Origin of the sequence: Citrobacter telavivensis (genome assembly GCF_041807075.1) — a bacterium.
Classification (GTDB): Bacteria; Pseudomonadota; Gammaproteobacteria; order Enterobacterales; family Enterobacteriaceae; genus Citrobacter_A; species Citrobacter_A telavivensis.
The window spans coordinates 141759-166314 of record NZ_JBGUBF010000001.1 but is presented as its reverse complement, the minus strand read 5'-3'; the positions used below and the strand labels follow the sequence as shown (position 1 = coordinate 166314).

The window sequence follows — 24556 nt, the reverse complement described above, 5'->3', positions numbered from 1 at the left end:
AAGAGGTGATTATGTTAGTTTCTATGAAGGACATGCTTCAGCATGCCCTACGGGACGGTTATGCCGTAGGGCAATTCAATATCAATAATCTGGAATGGGTCGGTGCCGTATTAAGCACCGGACAACAGCTGCGCTCTCCGGTTATTTTAGGTGTTTCCGGCGGTACGGTTAAACATATGCTGGGATTAAAATGTATTCATGACATCGTGGTTAATGCGATAGATTATTTAAACATTGATATTCCGGTCGCCCTGCACCTGGATCATGGGACCACCCGCGAAGCTTGCGAAGCGGCTATCGACGCTGGATTCAGTTCCATTATGTTTGATGGTTCGCATCTGCCGTTTAACGAGAACCTGGCCATCACCCGCCATCTGGTGGCGCTGGCCCACAGCAAAGGTGTTTCGGTTGAGGCTGAACTCGGCACCATCGCCGGCAGCGAAGACGGTATTGTCAATTCCGAGGTGATTTACGCCGATCCCCAGGAGTGCTACACCCTGGTCAAAGAAACCCAGGTCGATTGCCTGGCCGCCGCGCTGGGTTCAACCCATGGGCTGTATAAAGGCAAAGCAAAACTGGGATTTACGGAGATGAAAACCATTTCCGGGCTGGTACAAGTGCCTCTGGTATTGCATGGCGGTACCGGTATTGCCGACGACGACATGCGTAAAGCCATTGCCTGCGGTACAGCAAAAATTAACGTCAATACCGAAAATATGTACGCCTGGTGCCAGGAAGTGAAAGCGATATTTGCCGCCGATACCGGTCACGACGTGAATGATCCGCGTAAAGTGATCAATCAGGGGCTGAAACCGGTACGGGAGATGATTGCGCGGCGCATCGAGCTTTTTGGCTCGCAAAACCGCTATTAGACACGTGTTGCGTTATAGACTGACGTCCCGTCAGGAAGAAACCCGCCGCCGGTCACCGCCGGGGCGGGCGATATCTTGCTGATGATGGACTCGCCATGACGAGCCTTTTAACGACTTACTGCGTGCCGTCCTTTTTGACTTCCCGCCAGATGCGCCACGCCATGAGCGCCAGCACGGCGACGCCAAGTATCAGCGCCCCCCACACGAGCACCGTTTTCCACTGGCTTTGCTGCTCAGCGGCCGACGTTGCCGTCAGTCGCGCCTCACCGCCGAGTGCAACCTCCTCCTGGGGCACAGCCCTCGGCAGAGAGTCAATTTCCTGCGTTTTACGCAGCGATGCCGGGATCAGCAGATCAAGACCAATGTCCGCTTTTTGCGCAGCCCGATTTCCCCAGGCCAGCATGTAAGGCCCTTTCCCCTGCGTATTGAACACCAGTTGATAGCTGTCTCGCGCCCCGCTCAACGCAGGCATTCTCTCCGGCAGGCGGGCGTTAATGGTCGTCATCCGAACGGCCTCAACCAACTGACCGGAAAGACGAATATCCTCCGAACGCTTGCCGTTCAGGCGGTAAAGCACGGTTTTTGTCAGCGGCTGCCAGGGCGTTTTTTCAGCGCTACGCCATGACAGCGCTACCGGTAAAACCCCTTCATCGTCCAGATCTATTCTGAGCGAGGTCAGCGGCTGCGGCTGCGCCCAGTGCCAGACCGCTTCGTCATTTGACACCTTCTCTTCTTGCGCGCCGATCTCGATACGTGCGGATTCCGGTTCTCTGCTTTCGGCAATAGCGCTCACGCTGTTTATCGTCAGCGCCGGGCTTTGCGAGTCGAGGATCACCAGCAGGTAGCGATTGCCATTGGCAGAAAGCGTCAGGCTGGCACCAATGGTGTCCATTTTCAGCCGATCGTTATCACGCGTCAGCTCCATCAACGGCGCCTCTTCCTGCACGGTCCGCCAGTAGCGTAGATCACGACTGACATAGACCGAGGCTTTCCCCTGCCAGTTGCCCGTCGGGGTATTCCAGTTCAGACGCAATTGCTCCAGGGAAAAGCTGTCTTCCATCTCCTCCGGCAGCATCAGTAAATAGCTCTGTCCGACGGTCTTAACGTCATCACTTTCCAGGTGAATTTCAATGCCTGTCTTCGAGCGTAAGACAAAAGATTCCCCATTACGTCTCCCCTCCTCACGCGGCGGGACGGGTGACATATCCAGAGGAAAAAGGCGCAATGCGACCGTTTGCGGCGTAACGGGCTGGGTTTTCTGCGCCACCAGCGTAAACGGCACCGTCTCACCGGCATGGTTAAAGACGCGTACATCGCGTAAATCCGGCCAGGCGGTCCCCTGATACACGGTTTGCGGGAGCGACACGCGATACCACGGCGATGCGCTGAGGGTTTCCAGCATAACGCCCGTCGCGTAATCCATCGGGGACTCCGTCACGTCATCACTACTGACGGCGGTTCCTGCTACGCCCAGCAGCACGCTACATAATACCGCTTTCATCCATTTCATTTTTCTTCTCCAGCTTTGGGCGGTAACGGTGAAAAATACCCGACAATGAGCACCAGTATAGCCACACCGATAAACGCGACCGCGCGCGCCAGGCCACCGCCGCCCGCGCTGTCCACCAGCATCAGTTTCACAATCACAATCCCTAACAATACCGCCCCGCACAGCCATTCCCGACGAGAGCGATAGCGGGTCGCGCGCAGCATCACCACCAGTGCAACCAGCATCCAGAACAGGGCAAAGCAGGTCTGAATCAGCCGTGAATCCCACAGTGATTCCATGCTCCACGCCACGTCGCCATACCAGGCCAACGCGCGCAGCAGCATACCATTCAGCCACCAGAAGCCGAGGGCCATCAGCGCAACCACAGGCCATGGGCGACATACCGAGAGTTGCACCGGGAAAAAGCGCAGGGAAGCGCGATAAAACACTATCAATCCCAGCAGCGCAAAAGCCGCCCCTTCTTCCAGCGGGTTGATCAGCGGCAGATATGTCTGACGATAGACCACGCCGTCCTGCAAATTCGTCAACACTAACAGACCGGTCAGCGTTGCTGCGACGGGAATCAGCGCCTGACAGGCGTACAACGCGGGCCAGACCCGGAACGGCCAGAACTGACGACGAACGGCAATCGCGACGAGGAAAATCAGTCCCCCGCCGGCCGCCATTGCTACACCGCTTCCCCAGGCCGCCATTCCCCACGGTAGATCGCGGGCAAACCAGAACAGTTCCGCCGCCAGCGCAAACAGAATTGTCCAGAAGAACGAGAGATGAACCAGTCTGGAGAGACGCGGTGGTAACGCCTCAGCATCGCGCCAGAGCAACGCCACCGCAGCCGGTAATGCCAGACACCAGGCCAGATTCTGCCAGCCTGCGGCAAAAATCTGCTGCTGGGAAATCTGATACAGCAGAGCCACCAGCATCATCGGCCACAGGAGCCATTTGCTGACATCCAGCGCCTGCCACGTCAGGCGCGCGGCGGCAAATCGCCAGCACCAGACCGACACGGCCATCAGCGCCAGCACGCCCGCCATCACCTGCGAATCGGTGGTCAACAGCCACTGCGCTGCGCCAACGAGCGCCACGATCCAGAAGATCACGCCCCCCGCCAGCAGTCCCATGCTGCCGCGCAGATCAATCTTGCGCCACAGCCACGCACCCGCCAACCAGCAGACGCTGAGTACGGCAAAGATAAGCATCAGCGAAAGCGCAGTAGTGTTGTTCGCCTGCGCCCACAGCGCGCTGCCGAGCGCCAGCACCAGCAGCGCGGTGCCGCTGTAACTCATGCGGCGCTGCTGCTGTTGCACACCCAGCCACAAAATCCCCAATCCTTCCAGCGCCCAGGCCATGGCCGTCCACTGCGCCGACAGCGCCAGCGGGATAGCAAGGGTGGTAAACGCGCCGCCCAGCGCCAGCGCGGCCAGCACCAGCGGACGCCCCAGTGACGGATAGCGGCGTAATGCCAGCCATGACAGCACCAGATAAAAACCGCCGTAGCCCAGCGCGCTGAGCGCCGGACCATATTCCCAATGGCGGGTGATGGCGTACTGCATGCCAAAACCAATGAGCGGCGGCGCAAACAGCAGCACTCCATCAATAATCTGTTTGCCCTTCGCCTGCGATCGCAGCGACAGCGCCACGCTCAGCACGCCAAAAAGCAGAATATTGGCAATCAGGAACAGCTGGCAGTTCAGGTAAAACGCTGGCTGATAGTCATTCAGCCCCCAGAGACCGCCCACGCCGAAGGTAAAGATCAGCCCGAGCAGATTAAGCTCGCGCCAGTGTTGCCAGACACTGATCGCCAGAATGCCGACCGACAGCAACAGATAAAAGGAGAACAGCGCCACGTAGTTGCCGCTTCCCGTCGAAAGCAGCAATGGCGCAAGATAGCCACCGAGGCTCGCCAGCATCGCCAGACTGAGCGCTTTTTGCAAAATCGCCAGCCCAACGCTCGCCGCGCAGATGACCACCAGCAGCACAAAGGCCAGCGTCATTGGCAGCATCTGCCAGAGGCGAAACGCGCCAAAGACGGTGAGGTAGAGCGCGCCCGTTGCCCCGCCCTGCAAAATGAGGGCATAGACCGGCTGTTTATGCCGCAGACGCCAGCCTATCGCCAGCAGGACAATCGCAAACAGCGCCGCCGCAACCAGACGCAGTTCAAGCGGGAACAGGGAGTGCTCAACCGTATAGCGCAGCAGGAAAGAGAGGCCGAGGAAGAGAAGCAGGATCCCCAGTTTTGCCAGCGGGTTGCCCTGCATAAACCAGCGCACCAGCGACGACATCACGCCGCCAAAGGCAGAGGGTTGCGCGTCAGCTTCAGGGGGTTCTTTTTCGACGATAGTCTCTGCTTCGACAATAGTCTCGGCGATTGCCGCGTTCTGCGGCGTATGCGAACGCCAGGGGTTAGCGGGAGTCGGCTTCGGTTTGGGGTCTGGCACCGCCACCGGGATCGGGGCCGGTTCAGCCTCCATGACCGTCTCTGCGGGCTGAACCGCTGCCGTCGGTGTTATCGCGGGCGCAACGACGCCGCGTTGTTCCAGGTCTTCGACCCGTTGGCGTAACCGGGCAAGCTCACCGCGCATCGCCGAACTGCGATTGAAGGCGACAATCGACAGGATCGGCACCACCACCAGCGCGAAGAACAAAAAGACGCAGCCAAGGATTAAAAGGTCGTCCATGTATCCACCTTCACTGTATTAGGACAGTCCAGAATGACATAAATTGTTGCATTTGCGCCATATCTGTTAGCAGAGTGAACCCCTTTTCAGACAATATATTCAGCCTCTGCACATAAGCAGAGGCCGTAAGACAGGATTAAAACGCGAAGCACGAACAGCCGAGTGCGCCCCAGAAGGCGCGATCGTCAGACACCGGGATCCCCGACTGACGGGCGATATCATGCTGATGGCCGTGCACGCCACAGCTACCGCAGCACTGGTGCATCTGCACCACCGCGCCCACTTTCGCCGCGGTCGGCGGTGCCGAGCGGTAGTGTCCCGGAACGTTCACTACCGGAGACCAGTCCGGTACGACCGGAATCGCCGGCGGCGCCAGCGGCGTGAACTGACCGGCGGCATACACCACTTTGCCATCGACAATCGTCATCACCGACTCAATGCCTTTGATCTCCTCTTCCGGCACGCTGAAGTAGTCTTTTGACAGCACCACCAGGTCGGCCAGTTGATCTTTGGCAATGCGCCCTTTTTTACCCTGCTCGCTGGAAAACCACGCGCTTCCTGCCGTCCACAGTTCCAGCGCCACGTCGCGCGGCAGACGGTTGTTGTCGTCATACATCGCCATCCCGCCGACCGTCCGCCCGGAAACCAGCCAGTACAGCGCCGTCCACGGGTTATAGCTGGCGACGCGAGTGGCATCGGTTCCAAGCCCCACCGGCACTCCGGCAGCCAACATTTTCGCCACCGGCGGCGTATGTTTCACGGCCTCTTTCCCGTAGCGGTCGATAAAATATTCGCCCTGGAACGCCATGCGATGCTGTACCGCAATGCCGCCGCCCAGCGCTTTCACGCGATCGATATTGCGCTCGCTGATGGTTTCGGCGTGATCGAAGAACCAGTGCAGACCATTGAACGGAATATCACGGTTCACTTTCTCGAACACATCCAGCATCCGGCTGATGGACTCATCGTAAGTGGCATGCAGACGGAATGGCCAGCGGTGTTCCACCAGATGGCGCACTACGCGCTCCAGCTCATCCTCCATCCCTTCCGGCAAATCCGGGCGCGGTTGCAGGAAATCTTCGAAGTCCGCGGCGGAGAAGACCAGCATCTCACCGGCACCGTTCGCACGATAGAAATCGGTTCCCTGGCCCGGCTTGAGCATATCGGTCCAGCGTTCGAAATCGTCCAGTTCCTGCTTCGGTCGCTGAGTAAACAGGTTATAGGCAATACGCACCGTCATCTGGTGATTAGCATGCAACTGCTCGATGATCTCGTAATCTTCCGGGTAGTTCTGAAAACCACCGCCTGCGTCAATGGCGCTGGTCAGCCCGAGACGATTCAGTTCGCGCATAAACTGGCGGGTGGAGTTCACCTGCATCTCCAGCGGTAGCTTCGGCCCTTTGGCCAGCGTCGAATAAAGGATCATGGCGTTCGGTTTGGCGATCAGCATCCCGGTGGGATTACCGTTGCCATCGCGGACGATCTCGCCGCCCGCCGGATCGGGCGTTGCTTTGGTGTATCCCACGGCTTTCAGCGCCGCGCGGTTTAACAGCGCGCGATCGTACAGATGCAGAACGAAAACGGGGGTATCCGGCGCGGCGTCGTTGAGCTCTTCCAGCGTCGGCATCCGTCGTTCGGCAAACTGAAATTCGCTCCAGCCGCCCACCACGCGAACCCACTGCGGCGACGGGGTGCGGTCAGCCTGTTCTTTCAGCATACGCAGCGCATCGGCCACGGACGGTACGCCTTCCCAGCGCAGCTCAAGGTTGTAATTCAACCCACCACGGATCAGATGCAGGTGGGAATCATTAAGTCCCGGAATCACAGTGTGACCTTTCAGATCAACCACCTGCGTACCGTCAGCAGCAAAACGCATTACCTGATCGTGCGTTCCCGTGGCGAGAATTTTTCCATCCTTGATAGCCACGGCGTCAGCCTGCGGGCTGTGACTGTCGAGGGTATGTATTTTTCCGTGGGTCAGAATCAATGAGGCAGTTTGAGACATAACACTCTCCTGACGAACCGATCAGGCTTTTTTCAGCCAGCCGGCAAACAAACGGGTCACGATGGGCATCCACAACCAGACCACCAGCGCAACCACACAGGCATCGTTAATCAGATGCAGTAACAGCGTTCCCTTCAGCGAGGGCAATAGCATGCCGGTCAGCCACGGCACCAGATTGGTGCTGGGGAAGATAACCAACAGGGTGATCAGAAACTGCTTCCAGCGTAGCGGTTGACGAACATGCGGGGCGGGAGGCGTAAACCAGAACGCCGCTTCGGTGTGGATCTCGGTTTTATCGCCTTCCGCCAGCAGCGGGGCTATCTCCTCGACCAGAAGTCGCCGCGTATCCGACTGCGTCCAGTTGTAGAGATGCTCAAGCGTGTCGAAACGAATAATGATGTTCCACAGATTCTGCCCGTCCGTCGGACGAATCACATTCGCCCCGAGATGACCGGGAAACGAGGCGGCAATGGGCATAATTTTCCCTAGCCATAGCTCATAGCGCGCTGCCTGGTCAGGCTGCAGCGTATGCGTAATCACCAACGTCACATGTGTATTTTGCGCCATGACAGATTCCTTGCTGAAGGTTAATGACGGGTTGCCCCGCCATAAGCCATACGTTCACTACACAAAATCATTCATGATGCGTCGAGGCGGCAAGGTTGCGCATCCTCGGGAGCTCACATAAGTGAGTGACCGGGGTGCGCAAACGAAGCCAACAAAGAGGCAGCGTGAAGGATGAAGTGTATTTATGCTTTGCGTTCCGGTGCGCCATGTACCATGGTGTAGGCATAATCCACGCCCATACCGTAGGCGCCGCTGTGTTCACGAACCAGACTCATCACCGCGTCATAGGTCTCTTTACGCGACCAGTCACGCTGGTACTCCAACAGAACCTGCTGCCAGGTCACCGGTACGGCACCGGCCTGCACCATACGGTCGATGGCGCGTTCATGCGCATCAACAGAGGTGCCGCCGGAAGTGTCCGTTACGACATACACTTCGTAACCGGCTTCCAGCGCCATCAGCGCCGGGAAGGTCAGGCACACTTCGGTCCATAGCGCAGAGATAATCAGTTTTTTACGTCCGGTCGCCGCCACGGCTTTCACAAATGCCGCGTCTTCCCAGGAGTTCATGGAGGTACGTTCGATAGGTTTCACATCCGGGTGCACAGCCAGTAACTCAGGCCAGATGTAACCACTAAAACTTTTTGTTTCGACTGAAGTATAAATGACCGGCACATTAAATATTTTGCCTGCCTTCGCCAACGCAACGGTATTATTTTTCAACGTCTGGCGATCAATATTAGCCACCCCAAATGCCATTTGCGGCTGATGGTCAATAAAAATGAGCGTCGAGTTTGATGGATTAATCAGTTCCCGAATAGACATAATATACTTCCTTAATCAATGAGTTATAAATTGACGTCTGGTATCTGCCGTCAGCCATCAAATCCTGAATCAGAAAGCCTGTTTAGTATAGTTGGAAATTTCTAACGACTTATTAAAGAAAACTTACCGTCGTGTGAAATAAGCCTTGTCCGGACGATATATCTTTACACTTTCAAAAAAATGCGCATCTTCCATCTAATTTCTTCACTGGTTTTGTTTCTCGCCATTCGGTACAACAGAGGGGTTTATTTTCAGGGATATTTTCAGCCATGCGCATAAATCTGGACGTTCTGCTTATCCTGGACGCCATCGACAAATACGGTACTTTTGCCGCCGCAGCCGAATCGTTGTTTAAAACGCCTGCAGCACTCAGCTATATGATTCAGAAGCTGGAAAAAGACCTGAACATCGAACTGCTTGACCGCTCCGGGCATCGGGCCAAATTCACCGATACCGGACTGATGATGCTGGAAAAGGGGCGCTTGCTGCTCAGTGCGGCAAAAGATCTGGAAAAGCAGGCGCTGCAGTTGAGCTCCGGCTGGGAGAAAGAGCTGGTCATTGCGCTGGATGTCTCCTTTCCCTTTGAGGTGCTGTTACCCCTCATCGACGCCTTTCACGCGCAGAACAAACAGACGCAGCTTAAATTTTCGTACCACACGCTGGCAGGGTCATGGGAAGAGTTAACGCATAATGGCGCGGATATCATTCTTGGCGCGATTAACGAACCGCCGACCTCCGCCGCGTGGTCCTACAAAATGTTAGGCACTCTGGATAATGTCTTTGTGGTGGCGCCCGATCATCCGTTGGCCGCAATCTCTGACAAATTGACGAATGAACAACTCTGCCTGCACCGCGCCATTGTCATTAGCGACAGCGCGCGCTTTTGTCATCCGCTGCAAACCAACCTGATGGAAGAACAGCCGCAGATTCATGTCGATGATTTTCACAGCAAAGTGGCGCTACTGCGCGCCGGGATGGGCTGCGGGTTTCTGCCGCGGCATATCGCCAGCCCGTGGCTTGCCACGGGCGAACTGGTCGAAAAAAGCGTCATCTCTTTTCGTGAAAAAGATGTCGCCTATATGGCATGGCGCGATGGACGAAACGGGCTGGCGCATCGTTGGTGGCGGGAAACGCTGCTTGCCAGCCACGACATCGCGCGGCTGTATCAGTGATTCAGCCAGAGCGTGGCGGAAATGGCCGGCAGCGTCAGTATGTCGTCAGACAACTGCCCTTTCCCTTCTTTACAGCCCCATTCTGTCACGTTCAGCAGCGGTGAGGCCGGGAGCACCACTTCACAGGCTTCGCCGCGGTTAATGGCCACCAGCACGCGCTGCTGCTGGTAGACGCGCAAAAACACCACCACGTTATCTTCTGCATAGATAACCTGACATCCGCCGTAACGCAGCGCCGGGATGCGATGTCTCAACTTCGCCATCCGCTGATACAGGGCAAGCAATGCGGCATCCTGTTTTTCCGCCTGCCAGGGAAACGTCTTGCGGCAGAAGGGATCGTTATCGCCATCCAGCCCCACCTCATCACCGTAATAGATACAAGGCACACCGGGCCAGCTAAATAGCCAGACTACCGCCAGCGGCAGGCGGGCGACATCGTTGCCCAACAGCGATTTGAAACGCGCGGTATCGTGGCTGTCGAGCTGATTGAACATCCGCAACTGCTGTTGATGAGAGAGACCGGCGCGGTAGTTATCCATCCACGCCATACAGGTTCGCGCGTCAATCTGCTGGGGATCGTAAGAGATATCGGTATTAGCAAGAAAGCCCCATAGCGGGAAGGTGAAGCCACGGTAGTTCATGGCGGCATCTTCAGCATCCGCCTGTAGCCACTGTCGCGCATCGCCAAAGTGTTCACCAAAGACGTAAGCTTCCGGCTGCGTTTCCTTTGCCGCCTGGGCGATCCCCGCGACATGCTGAAGGTTATTACGCGCGCCGCCCGCTTCTCCCAGCATATGCACGACGTCAAGACGCCAGCCGTCCATGTTCCACGGCGCTTTCAGCCAGTGACGAACAATGCTGTCTTCACCGCGATACATTTCATTGACCAGACTTTCGGACTGATAATCCAGCTTCGGCAGACTGGGGTAGCCCAGCCAGTCCAGCGCGACGCCGTCCGGCGAAAAGCTGTACCAGTCGCGCCAGGGGGAATCCGGATGGTGGCACGCGCCGCCAGAGCCACGATGATGACGATCGAACCACGCGTGGGAATCGCCGCTGTGGTTAAACACGCCGTCCAGCACCAGGCGCATCCCCTGCTGTTGCGTTTTCAGCCGCAGTCGCATCAGCGCCGGGTCGCCGCCAAACTGCGGGTCAACGTGACGGTAATCCTCGGTATCATATTTATGCACGCTCGGGGCGGTGAATACCGGGTTCAGGTACAGCGCGGTGACGCCCAGCTTTTTCAGATACGGCAACTTTTCGCTGATACCGTCGAGATCGCCGCCATAAAACGTGGATCCGCCCGCCTGCGCGGTCAACGGTTCGTCCCACTCTCGCAGCACAATCTCCTGCCCGGCCGCGTGATGGTAATAGACCTTATCCTGCTGGGCGTCGCGTGACGAACTACGAGCAAAACGGTCAGGAAAGATCTGGTAGAAAACCTGATCGGCAACCCACTGCGGTCCACTGTCCGGCGCATCCACGGCAAATTGCTCCAGACGGGCAGGTGGAAAGCGGCTGAACCCTTGCGGCGTGAACCACAGCTGACGATCGAGCCAGAGCAGCTTGAAGCTGTAGCGTCGACGCGGCTGTCCGCTGCGAAGATCGATCGCCGCACGCCAGGCGGTCACGCCCGGAGACGGCGGCGTGCGCAGTTTGTGCATCGCCAGCGCGGTTTCTTCGTTGTCATTTTCCGCACGTAGCGTAACGCGCTGCGGCAGGTTCTCCCCCGTCAACCAGAGCGTAATGGTCAGTTGGTCTTTGTTTTGCTTAACAAATGGGGCAACCGGTAGGTGCCAGGCGTTCAACATCACGAATCCCCTTTGATGAAAATGAGCTCACCTTGCCATAGCGATTTACAGGATAACTCATCATCTGAAGGTTTATTGGGGGAGGAGTTCGGGGGAGGAGAAATGACCGGATGGCATTCATGCCACCCGGCACAACATTACTGCGCTTCGGCGACCTGACGGTCACGACGGCGCTTGAACATCCAGCCAATCATCAGCAGAACAATCCAGCCACAGCCAACGTACAGCGAAATGCGGGTGTCCGGATGATAGCCAATCAGCCCAATGATAAATACGAGGAAAATCAGGCCCACAATGGTCGTTGCCACACCGCCCGGCACTTTAAACTTCAGCGCCTTCACCTCTTCCGGCGGCAGACGACGACGGAAAGCAATTTGCGACAGCAGGATCATAATCCACACCCACACCGTCGCGAAGGTCGCCAGCGACGCAATCACCAGGAAGACGTTTTCCGGCATGATGTAGTTCAGATACACCGCGAACAGCAGGGCGATAGTCATCACCATCACGGTGACCCATGGGATCCCCCGGCGCGAGGTTTTAGCGAACACTTTTGGCGCACTGCCCTGCTCCGCCATCCCGTGCAACATGCGACCGACGCCAAAGACGTCAGAGTTAATCGCCGACAGTGACGCGGTGAGCACCACAAAGTTGAGAATGCTGGCAGCAAACGTAATGCCAAGATGCTGGAAGGTCAGCACAAACGGGCTGCCGTCGGTTCCCACCTGGTTCCACGGGTAGATAGACATAATGACGAACAGCGTCCCCACGTAGAACACCAGAATACGCATCGGCACCGAGTTAATGGCGCGCGGAATGGATTTCTCCGGGTCCTTCGCTTCCCCGGCGGTGATACCGATGATTTCAATACCGCCGTAGGCGAACATCACCATCTGTAGCGACATCACCATCCCCAGCCAGCCATTGCTGAAGAAACCACCGTTGCTCCACAGGTTATGGATCCCGGTCGGTTGTCCGCCGTTGCCAATCCCCCAGATGATGATGCCGAAGCCGGCCACAATCATGATGATGATGGTGGCGACTTTAAAGAAGGAGAACCAAAACTCCAGTTCGCCAAACACTTTTACGCTCATCAGGTTGATGGCGCAGATGATCAGCACCACGCTAAGCACCCAGATCCAGTGCGGAACCGTCGGAAACCAGACGCCCATATAGATACCGAATGCGGTCACATCGGCAATGGCGACAATCAGAATTTCAAAGCAGTAGGTCCAGCCGGTAATGTAACCCGCGAGTGGGCCGAGGTTTTCCTGCGCATAGCGTGAAAATGAACTGGCAGAGGGATTGTGTACGGACATTTCCCCCAACGCGCGCATAATGATATAGGCCGCCACCCCGCCGATAATGTAGGCCAGCAGCACGCTCGGCCCGGCCATTTTGATGGCGTCCGCAGAGCCATAAAACAGCCCGGTGCCGATTGCTGAGCCCAGGGCCATAAAGCGAATGTGTCGGGTGCTTAGCCCACGCTTCAGCTTGTTATTACTTTCCATCGATTCCTAACCCATCAACACATAAAAAACCACGGGGCCAGTAATAGCCCCGTGGTTAAAACAGATTTTCCGCAATCTTAGTGTGCGCTGGAGGTCACCTGCCGACCCGCCGCGCGATCCCAGACAACCGCCAGGACCACCATCACAACAGTGGGCATTAACCACGCCAGACCTTGTTCCGCCAGCGGTAAGCGCTGGGTCCAGGCCGGTAACACGTCGCCGATTGCCGATGCTTTAATACCATCAAGGATACCAAAAATCAGGCTGATAAACATTGCCGGTGCAATGACGCGGGTCGAATTATGCCACCATGAGCGGGTAAAACTTAACACAACGAGTGCGATACACGGGGGATAAATCGCCGTCAGCACCGGAATAGAGATCTGGATCAGATGGCTGAGCCCCAGGTTGGAAACCACCATCGAGAACCCGCCAAGAATGAACACCAGCGTGCGGTAAGACAGCGGCACATACTGAGCAAAGAACTCTGCACAGGCGCAGGTCAGGCCGACCGCCGTCACCAGACAGGCGATAAAGATCAGCGCCGCCAGCAGCAGGCTACCCGCACCGCCAAAGGTGTGCTGGACATAAGCGTGCAGAATCGCTGCGCCGTTCGCCGACTGATCGACCAGCGTAGCGCTGTCTGACCCGAGGCGGAACAGCGCCAGGTACAGTAGCGTTAATCCGACGCCCGCCATCAGTCCCGCCCAGACGGTATAGCGGGTCAGCAGACGCGCTTCAGTCACACCGCGAGAGCGCGCCGCGTTAACAATAACGATACCAAAGACCATCGCGCCCAGCGTATCCATCGTCAGGTAGCCGTTAACGAAGCCATTGGAAAATGCCGCCGTCTGATAAGCTTCCATCGCATGACTGATCGGGCCAGCAGGCCAGATGATTGCCGCAACGGAGAGCACAATCAACGCCAGAATCTTCAGCGGCGCCAGGAAGTTCCCCACGGTATCCAGCAGTTTGCCCGGATACAGCGACACCAGAATTACAATTGAAAAATAGACCACGCTGTAGATAAACAGCGGCAGAGTCGAGTCGCCGGTCAGCGGGGCAATACCCACTTCAAAAGAGACCGTTGCGGTGCGCGGCGTAGCGAATAACGGACCGACGGCCAGATAGCAGACGGTCGCCAGCAGAACGCCAGCCACTTTGCCGATAGGCGTGCTCAGACTGTCAACACCACCACCGACTTTCGCCAGCGCGACAACCGTCAGCACCGGTAGCCCCACGGCTGTGATCAAAAAGCCGACAGCCGCCATCCAGACGTTTTCGCCAGCCTGCAAACCAACCATTGGAGGAAAGATGATGTTCCCTGCGCCGACGAACAGCGCAAAAGTCATAAAGCCCAGCGCAATAATATCGCGCGATTTTAACTGATGGGTCATAAAGCTTACGGCCTGTGGATGTGGTGTTGATTAAATTAACGTAATGTCTTTCCCTGTGGGAAGAAACAGCGGTTTTTTTAAGCAATTCCAGCGGGATATGCTCCTGGGCTGGGACTGCGAAGAATAGTTTTTCGATTTACCGCCTGAATACAGTCAGTCTGACAGCATCTGGGGCGCAATTTAAACGCTTATAACGTTTTAAAGCAAGGAGGGATCTAAAAACTGGAAGATTATAGTGGTATCAAATAAATAACCAGTGCAAAACACTATGTTAAAGAAAAAGTCATGGCTTATCATTCGAACAAAAAACAACCAGGCGCGGATAAATTCAGCAGACTTATCTTAGCCGCAAAGAAAATAAGCCAGCATTGGCTGGCTTATGGAAAGAAAACCTTACAATTGTACTTTAAGCACTTTTTTTGGCAATTAATCGTTCCGGCAGCACAAAACTAAAGCGCGTGCCTTTGCCCAGTTGACTCTCGATATTCAGGCGACTTTCATGATGATTCAACGCATGTTTTACGATAGCCAGTCCCAGTCCACTGCCGCCCGTTTGCCGCGATCGCGCTTTATCAACGCGATAAAACCGCTCCGTTAACCGCGGGATATGTTCCGGCGCAATGCCTGGCCCGTTATCTTCCACGCTAAACTCCGCGCCGTACGGCATCGCGCGCCAGCGGACGGTGATATGGGTTCCCGCTGGCGTATGATTCACGGCGTTATACACCAGGTTGGACACTGCGCTACGCAGTTGTTCTTCATTCCCCAGCACGTTGAGTTGGTTATCCACCTCAAAGCTGAACGTGTGCTTCTGCTGGCTGAGCGTCTGCGCTTCACGTTCGACCATACGCAGCATCATCGGCACATCGACCTGTTCATTGAGCAGAAGCGTCGGTGCGGCTTCAATTTTCGACAGCGTAAGCAACTGTTTCACCAGTCCTTCCATGCGCGAGGTTTGTTCACGCATCGTCAATAGCGCTTTTTCGCGCGTTGCCCCTTCCAGCGTCTGTTCGTGCATCATCTCGAGATAGCCCTGCAACACCGTTAGTGGAGTGCGCAGTTCATGGCTCACGTTGGCAAAGAAATTGCGTCTCGCGCCTTCAAGCTGGTGCATCTGTGTCATGTCGCGCGCCACCATCAGCAGTTGCTTATCGGTGTACGGCATGACGCGAATTTCCAGGTGTCGACCGGTATTGAGTACCAGATTTAACGGTCGGCTAAAATCCCTCAGCTTAAGGTATTGCGTAAACTCCGGGTAGCGCAGCAGGTTCAGGATGTTTTGTCCGCTATCGTCCGGCCAGCGTAAGCCCAGCACCTGTTGCGCGAGGCCATTACACCAGAAGATCCCACCCTCTTCAGTGGTCAACACCACCGCATCGGGCAGTGACTCTGCCCCGCTGCGAAAGCGTTTAATCAGATTGCCCAGCTCGCGACGGCGCTTTTTATTGCGCAGTTGCATCTGATGCAAACCGTACAGCAGCGGTTCCCAACTGCCTCGTCCCGGCGGCGGCGTCATGCTTCTGTCGACCCACAGCCACCATGAGAGGCGTAATAAATTCCAGAAATGCCAGATCAGCAGTCCTGTTACCGATGCCAGTAAAAACCACGGCAGGTAACCAAAAAATGCACTTAGGATCAAGGCCGGGATACAGCAAAGTATCAGTTCCAGCACCAGCCTTTTCCATGACAGCCGTTCCAGCACGGGTCACTCTCCCTTCAGAGCCAGGCTCTTATTTATTCTTGTCTTTCAAAAACGGGTCGAAAAACGATACCCTGTCCCGCGAACCGTTTGTACCATCCGATCGTGGCCGCTGGTTTCCAGCGCCTTGCGCAGACGGCGAATGTGCACATCGACCGTACGATCCTCAACGTAGACGTTGGTGCCCCAGACGTGGTTCAGCAGCTGTTCGCGGCTGTATACCCGTTCGGGGTGGGTCATGAAGAAATGCAGGAGTTTAAATTCTGTCGGCCCCATATCAAGCGGATTTTCGCCGGTCATCACGCGGTGCGATGTGGGATCCAGGCTTAGCCCCTGCATCTCGATGACTTCTTCCACCGCCATCGGCGAAATCCGGCGCATCACCGCTTTGATGCGGGCCACCAGTTCTTTCGGGGAAAACGGTTTAGTAATGTAGTCGTCCGCACCGGTTTCCAGGCCGCGTACGCGATCCTCTTCTTCCCCTCTGGCGGTTAACATCATGACCGGAATGTCACGGGTCATCGCTTCACGCTTGAGGTGTTTAATAAACTGTAGACCAGAACCGCCGGGCAACATCCAGTCAAGAAGGATCAAATCCGGCCAGGGTTCATTAAGCTGGTTCACCGCACTGTCATAATCTTCAGCTTCAACGGGCTGAAAACCATTTTGCTCAAGCACGAAACAGACCATTTCGCGAATTGGAGCCTCATCTTCTACGACCAGAATACGTCTCGCCATGATTTGCCCTGTTATATAAGTTGCTTATCATCATCTGTCTTAATGCGGCGTCATTATGCGTCAGTTTTATGACAGATTTATGAAAATGCGTGCTGACGTTAACCTTAGGTTGTTGATTTATGACACCCGAGAAACGAGATATTACAGCCCACGAATGGTTATAATCCCCTTTATGCTTTTTTGCCATGGAACCGTTATGCGCATCCTTCACACCTCTGACTGGCATCTGGGACAAAATTTTTACAGCAAAAGCCGCGCCGCTGAACATCAGGCTTTTCTCGACTGGCTGCTGGAAACGGCGGTCGAACAGCAGGTGGATGCGATAGTCGTTGCGGGCGATATCTTCGATACCGGCTCGCCGCCAAGCTATGCCCGTGAGATCTACAACCGTTTTGTGGTCAACCTGCAGCAAACGGGCTGTCATCTGGTGGTATTAGCAGGAAACCATGACTCCGTCGCCACGCTGAATGAATCCCGCGAGATTCTGGCGTTTCTCAATACCACGGTTGTGGCCAGCGCCGGTCACGCGCCGCAAATCCTGAATCGCCGCGATGGCCAGCCCGGCGCGGTGCTGTGCCCGGTGCCGTTTTTACGCCCGCGCGACATTATCAGCAGCCAGGCGGGCCTGTCCGGTCAGGAAAAACAGCAGCATCTGCTGGGTGCCATCACCGACTATTACCAACAGCAATACGAGACTGCCTGCGCATTGCGCGGCGATCTCGCCCTGCCGATTATTGCCACCGGCCACCTGACCACCGTCGGCGCCAGTAAAAGTGACGCCGTTCGTGACATTTATATTGGCACGCTGGATGCTTTTCCGGCACAGAACTTCCCGCCCGCCGATTACATCGCGCTGGGCCACATCCATCGGGCGCAGAAGATTGGCGGCACAGAGCATATCCGCTACTGCGGCTCCCCCATCGCGCTGAGTTTTGACGAATGTGGCAAAAACAAATACGTGCATCGGGTGGACTTCCTGGACGGCAAGTTAGCCAGCGTCGAAGAACTCACCGTTCCGGTCACACAACCGCTGGCGGTGTTGAAAGGCGATCTCGCCGCGATTACCGAACAGCTGGAGCAGTGGCGCGATAGCGAGCAAAGCCCTCCGGTCTGGCTGGATATCGAAATCACCACCGATGAATACCTGCATGATATGCAGCGTAAAATTCAGGCGCTGACGGAAACGCTGCCCGTTGAGGTGCTGTTAGTCCGCCGCAGCCGGGAGCAGCGCGAGCGCATGTTGAGTAACGAACGCCGGGAAACGCTGAGCGAACTGAGCGTGGACGAGGTATTTTCGCGCCGCCTGGCGCTGGAAGAACTTGAGCCGCCTCAGTGCGAACGTTTGACATCACTTTTTCACCGCACATTACAGACACTTTCCGGGGAGCATGAGGCATGAAGATTCTCAGTCTACGCCTGAAAAACCTCAACTCACTGAAAGGGGAATGGAAGGTCGATTTCACAGCAGAGCCGTTTGCCAGCAACGGTCTGTTTGCCATTACCGGTCCCACCGGGGCCGGCAAAACCACGCTGCTCGATGCGATTTGCCTGGCGTTGTACCACGAGACGCCTCGCCTGAATACCGTGTCGCAATCGCAAAACGATCTGATGACCCGCGATACGGCGGAATGTCTGGCGGAAGTGGAGTTTGAAGTCAAAGGCGAAGCTTATCGTGCATTCTGGAGCCAAAACCGCGCGCGCAACCAGCCCGACGGCAATTTACAGGTTCCGCGCGTTGAACTGGCGCGCTGCGCCGATGGGAAAATCCTTGCCGATAAGGTGAAGGACAAACTGGAGATGACGGCGGATCTGACCGGGCTGGATTATGGTCGCTTTACCCGCTCAATGCTGCTCTCGCAGGGGCAGTTTGCTGCGTTCCTCAACGCTAAACCGAAGGAGCGTGCAGAACTGCTGGAAGAACTGACCGGCACGGAAATTTACGGGCAGATCTCCGCCCAGGTTTTTGAGCAGCACAAAACCGCGCGCACCGAACTGGAAAAATTACAGGCGCAGGCCAGCGGCGTTACGCTGTTAGCGCCAGAGGCGTTGCAGACGCTGACAGAAAGTTTGCAGGCGCTCACTGACGAAGAGAAACAGCTGGTCACCCAACAGCAGACCGGACAACAACAGTTAAACTGGCTGACGCGTCAACACGAACTGCAGGCCGACGCAAACCAGCGTCAGCAGGCGCAGCGGGTTGCGCAGGAGGCGCTGGAAAACGCCCAGCCACAGCTGGCGACGCTCAGCCTGGCACAACCTGCCAGAGCGTTACGCCCACTGTGGGAGCGTATTCAGGAACAATCGGCTACCGTTACCCGCACCCGCCAGCAGATAAACGAAGTTAATGCTCGCTTACAAAGCAGATTCTCGCTGCGTGACCGCATGCGCCGCCAGGCTGAGCGGCAGTCCACCGCCCTGCTCGCCACGCAACAGACGCTGAACGAGTGGCTAATCGCACACGATCGCTTTCGCTTATGGAGCAATGAGTTAGGAGGATGGCGAGCCCTGTTTGCTCAGCAGGCCAGCGATAAGATTCAGCTGGCAAAATGGCAGCAACAGCAGGTAAACGATAGCCGTAAGCTGGAAGCACTGCCGCCGGTGACGCTCAATATGACGGCAGATGAGGTTGCGACGGCGCTGGCGCAGCATGCGCAGCAGCGTCCTCTGCGCCAGCAATTGCTTTCGCTCCACGGTCAGCTCGTTCCCCGGTTGGCGCGTCTGAGTCAACTGCAGGCAGCGATTGCGCACAACAAACAAGAGCTGGCCCGGCGCAATACCCTGCTGGAGGCAAAGCGTCAGCAGTATAAAGACAAATATCAGCAGTATCAGGATGTTAAAACCCTTTGCGAACAGGAAGCGCGGATCAAAGACCTGGAAAGCCAGCGTGCGCTGCTACAGTCCGGTCAGCCCTGCCCGCTTTGCGGTTCAACCGCCCATCCCGCAGTCTCGGCGTATCAGGCGCTCGAGCCAGGCGTTAATCAGGCGCGACGCGACGCGCTGGAAAAAGAGGTTAAAGTGCTGGCTGACGAAGGTGCCGCCCTGCGTGGACAGTCAGAAGCGCTAAACCAGCAGCTACAGCGTGACGAAAGCGAAGCGCAGACGCTGGCTAAAGAGGAGCAAGCGCTCACTCAACAGTGGCAAACCGCGATCGGCGCACTGAACGTCACGTTACAGCCGCAGGAGGATATTCAGCCCTGGCTGACGGTACAGGACGAGCACGAGCAGCAGCTCTATCAGCTCAGCCAACGCCATGAGCTACAGGCACAAATCACCGCCCATGCGCAACAGGTGGAGCAGTTCCGCCAGCAAATCGATCGGCGCCAGGCAACGCTGTCGGCGCAGTTAAGCCACTATACGTTGTCACTTCCTGAAGAAGGCAGCGAAGAAGCGTGGCTAAACGCCCGTGCGGCAGATGCACAAACGTGGCAGCAGCGGCAGACGGAGTTGACGGCGTTGCAGGCGCGCATCGCGCAGCTCACCCCGCTGCTCGAGACGCTGCCTGCCGCCGGTACCGACGCAGAAGATGATGAGAGCGTGACGCTGGAAAACTGGCGTCAGGTTCACGATGAGTGTGTATCGCTGCACAGTCAGTTACAGACGTTACAACAGCAGGAGCAGCAGGAGACTCAGCGCGCCGCCGATGCGCAGGCGCAATTCGATACCGCGCTTGCGCACAGCCTGTTTGCCGATCGGGCGGCATTTCTTGCCGCGCTGCTGGATGACGAAGCGATCGCGCGTCTGGAACAGCTTAAGCAGTCGCTGGAAAACCAGCTTCAGCAGGCACAGACCCTCGCCGCGCAGTCAGCCCAGGCGCTGGCGGCGCATCAGCAACAGCCGCCTGCGGGACTGGATCTCACGCAGTCGATTGAACACATTCAGCAAGCCGTGGCGCAGCTAAATGACCGGGTGCGAGACAATGCCACACGTCAGGGTGAAATACGCCAACAGCTAAAACAAGATAGCGATAATCGCCAACAGCAGCAGACGTTGATGCAAAAAATCGACAACGCGATGCAACAGGTTGAGGACTGGGGCTATCTGAATGCGCTGATCGGCTCTAAAGAGGGCGATAAATTCCGCAAATTCGCCCAGGGGCTGACCCTGGATAACCTGGTGTGGCTGGCGAACAATCAGTTGACCCGCCTCCATGGACGCTATCTGCTGCAGCGCAAAGCCAGTGAAGCGCTGGAACTGGAGGTGGTTGACACCTGGCAGGCCGACGCCGTGCGTGATACCCGTACCCTTTCCGGTGGCGAGAGCTTCCTGGTCAGCCTGGCGCTGGCGCTGGCGCTCTCCGATCTGGTCAGCCACAAAACGCGCATTGACTCGCTGTTCCTTGACGAAGGCTTCGGCACGCTCGACAGTGAAACGCTGGATACCGCCCTCGATGCGCTGGATGCGCTCAATGCCAGCGGAAAAACCATCGGCGTGATTAGCCATGTGGAAGCGATGAAAGAGCGTATTCCGGTGCAGATTAAGGTGAAGAAAATCAACGGGCTGGGCTACAGCAAACTCGACAAAATGTTTGCAGTGGAATAGTGGGTGACGCCATGTCTGCGGGTGCCGCAGGCCGGATAAGGCGCACTGGCGTCGCCCTCCGGCCTCCCCCTGCCACTATTTCTGTGGCCACAGCCATGCGGCGCCACGCACGCCGCTGGAGTCGCCGTGCAGGGCTTTGCGCACCGGCGTTTCGCACTCCCCGCCGAACACAAACTGTTTAATCAGCGGCGGAATCGTTTTGTACAGGCGATCAATGTTGCTCATCCCGCCGCCGAGGACGAAAACATCGGGGTCGAGAATATTCACCACATGGGCCAGCGATTTCGCCAGACGCCGTTCATAGCGGCTGAGCGCCAGTTCGGCCAGCGCGTTTTGCGCCTCCACCAGGCGGATAATCTCACTGCCTTTAAGCGGATTGCCGCTCAGGCGATGGTAATAGGTGGCGAACCCGGTGCCGGAAATAAACGTCTCAATGCATCCCTGTTTTCCACAGTAACAGGGGACTTCTTCACGATAGCGAAGCTCATCCTCATCCATCCACGGCAAAGGATTGTGCCCCCACTCGCCCGCCGTACCGTTGCCGCCGATGTGCGCCCGACCGTTAAGCGCCACGCCCGCGCCGCAACCGGTACCAATAATCACCGCAAAAACCGTCTGCGCCCCGGCAGCGGCGCCATCGACCGCCTCAGAAACCGCCAGACAGTTCGCGTCATTCGCCAGACGTACGTCACGTTGCAGACGTGCGCTGAGGTCTTTATCAAACGGCTGACCGTTCAGCCACGTGGAGTTGGCATTCTTCACCACACCGGTATAGGGCGAAATGGAACCGGGGATGCCGATCCCCACCGTGCCCGTTTGCCCGGTGGCTTTTTCCGCCATCGCCACCAGCGTGGCAATGGTTTCGATGGTTTGCTGATAGTCGTTTCGCGGCGTCGGCAGACGATGGCGGAACCGTTGCTCCCCGGCCTCACTGAGCGCGATGACTTCCGTTTTGGTGCCGCCTAAATCAATCCCAATACGCACACGGAGTTCCTCATTTTTTAGGGAATATCAACAGAGTAGAGCGAGGCATTGGGAATGGCAATGCAAGCCCGCCGACAATTCGTTACTATACGCGCTGAATTTAACGACAAGTCCGTGGAAATTATCATGCTGTGGTTCAAAAATTTAATGGTTTACCGTCTTAGCCGCGATATTTCATTGCGTGCCGAGGAGATGGAAAAACAGCTAGCCTCGATGACGTTTACCCCTTGCGGTAGCCAGGATATGGCAAAAACGGGCTGGGTGCCGCCAATGGGATCGCACAGCGATGCGTTGACGCATACCAACAACGGCCAGATTTTGATTTGCGCGCGTAAAGAAGAGAAGATCCTGCCCTCTCCGGTGATCAAACAGGCGCTGGAAGCGAAGATCGCCAAACTGGAAGCCGAGCAGGCGCGCAAACTGAAGAAAACCGAGAAAGACTCGCTGAAGGATGAAGTGCTGCATTCGCTGCTGCCACGCGCCTTTAGCCGCTTTAGTCAGACCATGATGTGGATAGACACCGTGAACGGGTTGATCATGGTGGACTGCGCAAGCGCGAAAAAAGCGGAAGATACGCTGGCGCTGCTGCGTAAGAGCCTCGGTTCTCTGCCAGTGGTTCCGCTGGCGCTGGAAAACCCGATTGAGCTGACGCTTACCGAATGGGTGCGTTCCGGCACCGTGGCTCAGGGCTTCCAGTTACTCGACGAAGCCGAACTGAAAGCGATGCTGGAAGACGGCGGCGTGATCCGGGCGAAAAAACAGGATCTGGTGAGCGACGAGATTGCCGTCCACATTGAAGCCGGTAAAGTGGTGACCAAGCTGGCGCTCGACTGGCAGCAGCGTATTCAGTTTATGATCTGCGATGACGGTTCGATCAAGCGTCTGAAATTCAGCGACGAACTGCGCGATCAAAACGAAGATATCGACCGGGAAGATTTCGCCCAGCGTTTTGACGCGGACTTTATCCTGATGACCGGTGAACTGGCGGCGTTGATTCAGAATCTGGTAGAAGGGTTAGGCGGCGAAGCACAGCGCTAAACAATATTCCCTCTCCACACGGAGAGGGAAAATCATTACAGATAGCGGCAAAGATATGAGGTCGGTTCGGCGACCTGTAAGTGAAACTCGCTATGACCCGGGACGTTGAACACCTCTCCTGCGGCATACACCTTCCATTCGGTAGCATCCGGCAACAACACATTCAACGCGCCGCTCACCACCGTCATCTCTTCAGGCTCTGCGGTGCCGAAGGTGTATTCCCCTTCCAGCATCACGCCCACACTGGCACGGCCAGTACTGCTGCTGGTAAAGCCGATTGATTTTACTTTGCCGGAAAAGTATTCGTTACTTTGAAGCATAAACGGGCCCTGTCTCGTTGGTAAATTGACAACCAATATAGGGGCCAGCCCTTTGGCCTGTCACGTAAAATTAAACCAGCAGTTCTGAAGCCAGCCGCGCGATCAGCACATTAGAGAGCAGCACCGGAACATCCAGCGATTTTTGCAGGACATCGCGGTGGTGCTGATGAAAACCAAGGCAGTCGAGCATAATGACATCCGCCCCTTGCTCCAGCAGCGCTTTGCCGGCATCAATCAACTGCTGCGTGCTTCCATGTACCGGATTTGCCAAAGAATAGACAGGAGGAGACTGCAAAACCTGCCATTTCTCCGTCTGGGCCGCCATCAGCTCTTCCACCGGCACAATCACCCCCACCTGATGCCCATCGACAATCGAGGCCACCAGCGGCGGAATAATGCGCAGCGGCTCCAGCAGAATACTGTTACGCGCCGTCATGCTGTTAATTGAAGCTGTACTCATCAACAGAATGACATCGTAACCCTGGTTATCCAGCACTTCGACGACGCTTTGCAGGTCGCGTTCCACTTTCTGGCGCGAGACATAAGCCAGTTGATTATCGTTAAGCAGAGTGAGCAGCGGCTCCTCGCCGGAATCGATTGCGTACTCAGCCAGAACGTCATCACGGCTCATTTTTCCCAGCAGGCTGTGATGGGTGATATGTTGTTCGTCGATGTACTCGGTCAGAAGCGGTAAAACTTCACTCATGGGTACAACACCGATGGTGAGGATAGCCAACGACGCACTCATTTTTTCCACCTTCTTTTTTACTTCGTCGTTTATTCCCGGGTAAATGCGCTGCACCACTGCCGACACTTACCTTTGCAAATGCAAAAAAGCGTAGCAGGTGCAGCACAAATCGCTGTGTAAAGATTCCAGATAATTCCAGTAATAGG

Annotated in this window: 18 protein-coding genes; 5 read left to right on the top strand and 13 right to left on the bottom strand. The window is 56.3% G+C overall.

All coding sequences use genetic code 11. The features are described 5' to 3' along the window. Window positions 1-11 precede the first annotated feature (11 nt). Entirely contained in the window at window positions 12-872 is an 861-nt protein-coding gene (gene fba / locus ACERJC_RS00740) for a class II fructose-1,6-bisphosphate aldolase (RefSeq protein WP_373670821.1), read from the top strand. Between the two features lie 115 nt (window positions 873-987). On the opposite strand, the gene ACERJC_RS00735 is transcribed toward fba, so the two are convergent. The 5 genes from ACERJC_RS00735 to ACERJC_RS00715 form a co-directional block, all read right to left on the bottom strand. Next, window positions 988-2382 (bottom strand): DUF3999 domain-containing protein, encoded by a 1395-nt coding sequence (locus ACERJC_RS00735; protein ID WP_373670820.1) that lies wholly within the window; start codon window positions 2380-2382, stop codon window positions 988-990. Continuing rightward, the gene (locus ACERJC_RS00730) at window positions 2379-5057 is read right to left on the bottom strand and encodes a DUF2339 domain-containing protein (RefSeq protein WP_373670819.1); all 2679 of its coding nucleotides are present in this window, start codon (window positions 5055-5057) and stop codon (window positions 2379-2381) included. Before ACERJC_RS00730 ends, ACERJC_RS00735 begins: the two co-directional genes overlap by 4 nt. Before the next feature lie 136 nt (window positions 5058-5193). Further along, a complete protein-coding gene (locus ACERJC_RS00725) occupies window positions 5194-7062 on the bottom strand; it encodes an amidohydrolase (protein ID WP_371895221.1) in 1869 nt (622 codons plus the stop codon). Between the two features lie 21 nt (window positions 7063-7083). Continuing rightward, entirely contained in the window at window positions 7084-7629 is a 546-nt protein-coding gene (locus tag ACERJC_RS00720; RefSeq protein WP_152405676.1) for an antibiotic biosynthesis monooxygenase, read from the bottom strand. A 182-nt stretch (window positions 7630-7811) separates the two neighbouring features. Continuing rightward, complete coding sequence (locus tag ACERJC_RS00715) at window positions 7812-8453, bottom strand: hydrolase (RefSeq protein ID WP_152405677.1); 642 nt, start codon at window positions 8451-8453, stop codon at window positions 7812-7814. A gap of 269 nt (window positions 8454-8722) precedes the next feature. Here ACERJC_RS00715 and ACERJC_RS00710 point away from each other — a divergent pair, with 269 nt between their 5' ends. Continuing rightward, on the top strand, window positions 8723-9625 hold the full coding sequence (locus ACERJC_RS00710) for a LysR family transcriptional regulator (protein WP_373670818.1): 903 nt from the start codon (window positions 8723-8725) through the stop codon (window positions 9623-9625). On the opposite strand, the gene malZ is transcribed toward ACERJC_RS00710, so the two are convergent. From malZ to phoB, 5 genes are all read right to left on the bottom strand, one after another. Beyond that, window positions 9619-11436 carry a maltodextrin glucosidase gene (gene malZ, locus ACERJC_RS00705; protein ID WP_373670817.1) on the bottom strand — a complete coding sequence of 606 codons (1818 nt, stop codon included), beginning with the start codon at window positions 11434-11436 and terminating at the stop codon, window positions 9619-9621. The two genes, ACERJC_RS00710 and malZ, sit on opposite strands and share 7 nt — an antisense overlap. 137 nt (window positions 11437-11573) lie before the next feature. Next, window positions 11574-12947, bottom strand: a complete 1374-nt coding sequence (proY, locus tag ACERJC_RS00700; RefSeq protein WP_152405680.1) for a proline-specific permease ProY — start codon at window positions 12945-12947, stop codon at window positions 11574-11576. Between the two features lie 77 nt (window positions 12948-13024). Continuing rightward, window positions 13025-14344, bottom strand: a complete 1320-nt coding sequence (gene brnQ, locus ACERJC_RS00695; protein WP_152405681.1) for a branched-chain amino acid transporter carrier protein BrnQ — start codon at window positions 14342-14344, stop codon at window positions 13025-13027. Window positions 14345-14750: 406 nt separating this feature from the next. After that, window positions 14751-16046 (bottom strand): phosphate regulon sensor histidine kinase PhoR, encoded by a 1296-nt coding sequence (gene phoR / locus ACERJC_RS00690; protein ID WP_286632548.1) that lies wholly within the window; start codon window positions 16044-16046, stop codon window positions 14751-14753. A 45-nt stretch (window positions 16047-16091) separates the two neighbouring features. After that, window positions 16092-16781: a phosphate response regulator transcription factor PhoB gene (phoB, locus tag ACERJC_RS00685; protein ID WP_042286011.1), complete on the bottom strand. Its 690-nt coding sequence runs from the start codon at window positions 16779-16781 to the stop codon at window positions 16092-16094. A 196-nt stretch (window positions 16782-16977) separates the two neighbouring features. Between phoB and sbcD the strand changes: the two genes are divergently transcribed. Then, window positions 16978-18180: an exonuclease subunit SbcD gene (sbcD, locus tag ACERJC_RS00680; RefSeq protein ID WP_373670816.1), complete on the top strand. Its 1203-nt coding sequence runs from the start codon at window positions 16978-16980 to the stop codon at window positions 18178-18180. Then, window positions 18177-21320: an exonuclease subunit SbcC gene (gene sbcC, locus ACERJC_RS00675; RefSeq protein WP_373670815.1), complete on the top strand. Its 3144-nt coding sequence runs from the start codon at window positions 18177-18179 to the stop codon at window positions 21318-21320. The genes sbcD and sbcC overlap by 4 nt, the downstream gene beginning before the upstream one ends. A 75-nt stretch (window positions 21321-21395) precedes the next feature. On the opposite strand, the gene mak is transcribed toward sbcC, so the two are convergent. Then, window positions 21396-22304: a fructokinase gene (gene mak, locus ACERJC_RS00670; RefSeq protein ID WP_373670814.1), complete on the bottom strand. Its 909-nt coding sequence runs from the start codon at window positions 22302-22304 to the stop codon at window positions 21396-21398. A 126-nt stretch (window positions 22305-22430) separates the two neighbouring features. On the opposite strand from mak, the gene rdgC reads away from it, so the two are divergent. Continuing rightward, the gene (rdgC, locus tag ACERJC_RS00665; protein ID WP_042324859.1) at window positions 22431-23342 is read left to right on the top strand and encodes a recombination-associated protein RdgC; all 912 of its coding nucleotides are present in this window, start codon (window positions 22431-22433) and stop codon (window positions 23340-23342) included. 35 nt (window positions 23343-23377) lie between these two features. On the opposite strand, the gene ppnP is transcribed toward rdgC, so the two are convergent. After that, window positions 23378-23662, bottom strand: a complete 285-nt coding sequence (gene ppnP, locus ACERJC_RS00660) for a pyrimidine/purine nucleoside phosphorylase (protein WP_046476127.1) — start codon at window positions 23660-23662, stop codon at window positions 23378-23380. A gap of 70 nt (window positions 23663-23732) precedes the next feature. Next, window positions 23733-24410 carry an AroM family protein gene (locus tag ACERJC_RS00655; protein WP_152405686.1) on the bottom strand — a complete coding sequence of 226 codons (678 nt, stop codon included), beginning with the start codon at window positions 24408-24410 and terminating at the stop codon, window positions 23733-23735. Window positions 24411-24556 lie beyond the last annotated feature (146 nt).

Coding starts and splice junctions, on each gene's coding strand:
- ACERJC_RS00725 (WP_371895221.1), bottom strand. CDS start 7,062: ATGTCTCAAACTGCCTCATTGATTCTGACCCACGGAAAAATACATACC.
- rdgC (WP_042324859.1), top strand. CDS start 22,431: ATGCTGTGGTTCAAAAATTTAATGGTTTACCGTCTTAGCCGCGATATT.
- proY (WP_152405680.1), bottom strand. CDS start 12,947: ATGGAAAGTAATAACAAGCTGAAGCGTGGGCTAAGCACCCGACACATT.
- phoB (WP_042286011.1), bottom strand. CDS start 16,781: ATGGCGAGACGTATTCTGGTCGTAGAAGATGAGGCTCCAATTCGCGAA.
- ppnP (WP_046476127.1), bottom strand. CDS start 23,662: ATGCTTCAAAGTAACGAATACTTTTCCGGCAAAGTAAAATCAATCGGC.
- brnQ (WP_152405681.1), bottom strand. CDS start 14,344: ATGACCCATCAGTTAAAATCGCGCGATATTATTGCGCTGGGCTTTATG.
- ACERJC_RS00715 (WP_152405677.1), bottom strand. CDS start 8,453: ATGTCTATTCGGGAACTGATTAATCCATCAAACTCGACGCTCATTTTT.
- malZ (WP_373670817.1), bottom strand. CDS start 11,436: ATGTTGAACGCCTGGCACCTACCGGTTGCCCCATTTGTTAAGCAAAAC.
- sbcD (WP_373670816.1), top strand. CDS start 16,978: ATGCGCATCCTTCACACCTCTGACTGGCATCTGGGACAAAATTTTTAC.
- ACERJC_RS00655 (WP_152405686.1), bottom strand. CDS start 24,410: ATGAGTGCGTCGTTGGCTATCCTCACCATCGGTGTTGTACCCATGAGT.
- ACERJC_RS00710 (WP_373670818.1), top strand. CDS start 8,723: ATGCGCATAAATCTGGACGTTCTGCTTATCCTGGACGCCATCGACAAA.
- ACERJC_RS00735 (WP_373670820.1), bottom strand. CDS start 2,382: ATGAAATGGATGAAAGCGGTATTATGTAGCGTGCTGCTGGGCGTAGCA.
- ACERJC_RS00730 (WP_373670819.1), bottom strand. CDS start 5,057: ATGGACGACCTTTTAATCCTTGGCTGCGTCTTTTTGTTCTTCGCGCTG.
- sbcC (WP_373670815.1), top strand. CDS start 18,177: ATGAAGATTCTCAGTCTACGCCTGAAAAACCTCAACTCACTGAAAGGG.
- fba (WP_373670821.1), top strand. CDS start 12: ATGTTAGTTTCTATGAAGGACATGCTTCAGCATGCCCTACGGGACGGT.
- ACERJC_RS00720 (WP_152405676.1), bottom strand. CDS start 7,629: ATGGCGCAAAATACACATGTGACGTTGGTGATTACGCATACGCTGCAG.